This is a genomic window from Actinomycetospora sp., from assembly GCF_036497585.1.
Lineage (GTDB): Bacteria > Actinomycetota > Actinomycetes > Mycobacteriales > Pseudonocardiaceae > Actinomycetospora.
On sequence record NZ_DASXJD010000222.1, the window covers coordinates 1 to 3953 of the forward strand.

General features: G+C 76.7%; 5 protein-coding genes. 4 read left to right on the forward strand and 1 reads right to left on the reverse strand.

What is annotated here, in order from left to right; all coding sequences use genetic code 11:
• Window positions 1–148 (forward strand): DUF3117 domain-containing protein (locus VGH76_RS22865; protein WP_331559035.1); only part of this gene is annotated, 148 nt, incomplete at its 5' end.
• Between the two features lie 28 nt (window positions 149–176).
• Window positions 177–1694, forward strand: coding sequence for a leucyl aminopeptidase family protein (locus VGH76_RS22870; RefSeq protein WP_331559036.1), 1518 nt, complete (start codon window positions 177–179; stop codon window positions 1692–1694).
• 167 nt (window positions 1695–1861) lie between these two features.
• Here VGH76_RS22870 and VGH76_RS22875 read toward each other — a convergent pair whose 3' ends face one another.
• A complete protein-coding gene (locus VGH76_RS22875; RefSeq protein WP_331559032.1) occupies window positions 1862–2596 on the reverse strand; it encodes an O-methyltransferase in 735 nt (244 codons plus the stop codon).
• A 486-nt stretch (window positions 2597–3082) separates the two neighbouring features.
• On the opposite strand from VGH76_RS22875, the gene sigE reads away from it, so the two are divergent.
• Together sigE and VGH76_RS22885 are read left to right on the forward strand one after the other, a co-directional pair.
• The gene (sigE, locus tag VGH76_RS22880) at window positions 3083–3745 is read left to right on the forward strand and encodes an RNA polymerase sigma factor SigE (RefSeq protein WP_331559033.1); all 663 of its coding nucleotides are present in this window, start codon (window positions 3083–3085) and stop codon (window positions 3743–3745) included.
• A partial coding sequence (locus tag VGH76_RS22885) for a zf-HC2 domain-containing protein (RefSeq protein ID WP_331559034.1) occupies window positions 3742–3953 on the forward strand: 212 nt, incomplete at its 3' end. The genes sigE and VGH76_RS22885, both read left to right, overlap by 4 nt.

Below are 3953 nucleotides of genomic sequence, written 5' to 3' on the forward strand. Positions count from 1 at the left end.
GACCGGTGACGGTCCCCTCGAGGTCACCAAGGAGGGGCGCGGCATCGTGATGCGCGTGCCGCTCGAGGGTGGGGGCCGGCTCGTCGTGGAGATGACCGCCGACGAGGCGAGTGACCTGCGGGAGGCGCTCACCTCCGTCTCCTCCTGATCGGGTGACCGCCACGACGGGGTCGGGCATGACCGGCGGCCCGGTCCCGGGCACGCCGTTCGCGCAGCCCTCCCTCCCCACACCCCTCGCCGACGTCGTCTGCGTCGATCCGGGCACCACCGCGTCCGGCGACGCGCTCGTCCTGCTGCGCCGCACCACCGACGCCGCCGGCGAGTCCGTGGCCGCGCCGGAGGCCACGCCCAGCGGCTGGGTCGCCTCCGCGGGCGCGGTCGCCGCGCTGGCTCCCGACGACGGTGCCGGGCGGTGGCTCGTCGGGGCGGGCGGTGGTTCGGCGTCGGACTGGCGCGCCGCCGGGGCCGCCGCCGTGCGCGTCGTCACCGGGCGCACCGAGCCGGGTGCGCTCTACGGCGCGTCGGAGGGTGAGGACGATCCCGTCGCCCGCGTGCTCGTCACCCCCGACGAGGGCCAGCCCGGCCCGGACGACGACGCCGCCTGGGCCTCGCTGGCCACCGGCCTGCTGCTCGGCTCGCACCGCTTCGCGGTGAAGTCGGGCCCGCGGGCCGCGCCGCCGACCGTCCGCGTCGCCGTCCCCGAGGCGTCCCGCCCCGCCGTCGAACGCGCCCTCGTGCTCGCCCGGGCGACCGCGACCGCGCGCGACCTCGCCGACACGCCGTCGGGCGCGAAGTCACCCGCCTGGTTCGCCGACGAGGCGACCGCGCTGCTCGGCACGGTGCCGGGGCTCGGGCTGGCCGTGAGGGACGAGTCGTGGCTGGCCGAGCAGGGCTTCGGCGGGGTCCTCGCGGTGGGCGGCGGCTCGTCGCGGCCGCCGCGCTTCCTCGAGATCACGTGGTCGCCGGAGGGGGCGCAGCGCCACGTCGTGCTCGTCGGCAAGGGCATCACGTTCGACACCGGCGGCATCTCGATCAAGCCGAACGCCGGCATGGCGGACATGCGCACCGACTGCTCCGGCGGCGCGGCCGTCGTCGGCGCGCTGGCCGCGATCGCCACCCTGGAGCTGCCGGTACGGGTCACCGGGCTGGTCCCCCTGGCGGAGAACCACGTCTCGGGCTCGGCCTACCGGCCCGGGGACGTGGTGCGCCACTACGACGGCCGCACCTCCGAGGTCACCAACACCGACGCCGAGGGCCGGATGGTGCTCGCCGACGCCCTCGGTTGGGCCGTCGCGACCCTCGAGCCCGACGTCATGGTCGACGTCGCCACGCTGACCGGCGCGATGAAGGTGGCGCTCGGGGTCCGCACCGGCGGGCTCTTCGCGACCTCGCCGGACCTGGGTCGGCAGCTCGTCGACGCCGGCGCGACGACCGGCGAGGCGTGGTGGGCGATGCCGCTGTCCGACGCGCACTCCTCCGACGTCGACTCCACGATCGCCGACGTGCGGCAGGCCCCGCCCGGCCCCGGCGGGATCGTCGCGGCGCTCTTCCTGCAGCGGTTCACCGCCGGCCTGCCGTGGGCGCACCTCGACATCGCCGGCCCCGCCCGCTGCGACAGCCCGCACGAGGAGGTCGCCAAGGGCGCGACCGGGTTCGCGGCGCGGACGCTCGTGGAGTTCTGCGGGGCGTTCTGAGCTCGGCCGCCGCCCCGATTCTGAGCGAGGGGCACCCACGGTCGAATAGATGGGCCGAGGGCACCCTTCGCCGAACGCCTGGCCGGCCGCCGGGATTCTGAGCGAGGGGCACCTTCGGTCGATTAGATAGGCCGAGGGCGCCCTTCGCCGGAACGCCCCAGGACGCCTCAGCGCGGGAGCACCGACGCGCAGAGCAGGCCGTCCGACACCGGGAGCAGCAGCGGAGCGAGCCGCTCGTCCCCACGGACCGCACGCACCGTCTCCCGCAGCGCCGACGAGATGGCCTCGCGGCGAGTGGTGTCGGTGACCCGGCCGGTCCACAGCACGTTGTCCAGCGCCACCACCCCGCCCGGGCGCAGCAACCGGACCGCCTCTTCGAGGTAGCGCCGGTACTCGACGGTGAGGGCGTCGACGAGGACGAGGTCGTACCCGCCATCCGACAACCGCGGCAGCACCTCGAGCGCCCGGCCGGTGATCATGCGGACCCGGCCGGCGGGGAAGCCGGCGTCCACACACGCCCGGCGGGCCAGCCCCTGGTGCGCGGCCTCGCAGTCGATGCTGGTCAGCAGGCCCTCGCGCGGCATCCCGCGCAGCAGGCTGACCGTGCCCAGTCCCGCTCCGGTCCCGAGCTCGACGACGTGGCGCGCGCGGGTCGCCGATGCCAGGAACGTCAGCGCGGCGCACGCTCCGGGGCCGATGGGGACGATGCCGTGCTCGGCGGCCCGCTCCCGCGCCGCGATGAGCACCTCGTCCTCGTCCCCGAACCGCTCCGCCCGGGCGCGCAGCTGCTCGGTGGCCCCCGCCTCGGCCGCCGGCTCGGCGAGCGTGACGGTGACGGCGGCCTCGTCGTCGTCGGCCGGCTCGTCGGTGTCGGGCGCCACCTCGACCGACGGGTCCTCCACCGGACGGGGCCGTGACCCCTCCGAGGCACCCCCGCGGCGTCCCGGCGGGGTGGCCGCTGCCGGCGAGCGCACCGGGCCGGTCGGCACCCGCGGGTAGACCGGGATCCGGTTCCCGCCGTGCGCGCCCCGGGCCCCGGGGCGGGCGGCGCCCCGACGCCGTCCGGCGAATCCGGGCGGGGACGCGGCCCCGGCGGCGTCATGCGGGGCAGGCGGGGGAGTCCTCTCCGCGGGGGGCGGTGACGCGCCCCGGGAGGTATCAGGAGGCGAGGAGGACGTGGTGGAGTCGACGACGCGCAGGCCGGCGCGAGCGCGACGCTCGTCCTCACCCCGGCCGCGGCGGCCCCCGTCCTCCGTCACGTGGATCAGGCTAGATCGAGACAGGCCGGGTCCCGCCGCGCCGCGCCGCGGCCCGAGGGCGGCCGGAAACTCAGCCCCCTCTCAGTCGACCCTCACCCGGGTGTCATACCCCTCGGCGAGAGTGGCCCCATGACCGAGACGCTCGCGGTGCGCCCCGTCGGACCCGACGTGGACGCCGACGCGTCCGGCACGCGCGCGGGCTTCACCGGATCCGCCGAGAGCTGGACCCCGCCGTCCTGGGACGACGTGGTGCGCGAGCACGCCGACCGCGTCTACCGCCTGGCCTACCGGCTCACCGGCGACGCGCATGACGCCGAGGACCTCACCCAGGAGACCTTCATCCGGGTCTTCCGCTCGCTCGCGGCCTACCAGCCCGGCACGTTCGAGGGCTGGCTGCACCGCATCACCACGAACCTCTTCCTCGACATGGTCCGCCGTCGCGGCCGCCTGCGGATGGAGGGTCTGCCCGAGGACACCGACCGGCTGCCCGGCGGCGGCCCGGACCCCGAGCAGGTCTTCTCCGAGGCCCACCTCGACCCCGACCTCCAGGGCGCGCTCGACGAGCTGGCGCCGGAGTTCCGGGCCGCCGTCGTGCTCTGTGACGTGGAAGGTCTCTCGTACGAGGAGATCGCGGCCACGCTGGATGTCAAACTGGGAACCGTGCGCAGTCGCATCCACCGGGGACGTCAGGCGCTCCGCAGCGCGCTCGAGCGGCGCCGTTCGGAGCGTGCCGCCGAGGAGAGGGCCGGCGGGCGCACGCCGGTGACGCTCCGCGCCGGGTCCGCGCCGTGATCGGCCGGCCGCAGGGCAGCCCCTGGTCCCGCTGGGTCGGGGCCTTCTCCGACGCGCTGCCCGGGGGACACCTCTCGCTCGACGCGGTCGTCGCCCACGTCGACGGCGAGCTCCCCACCGGGCCCGCCTCCCGCGCCGCCGCGCACGTCGACCGCTGCCCGGCCTGCGCGGGCGAGGTCATGGCCCAGCGGCAGGCGCGGCGTCGGCT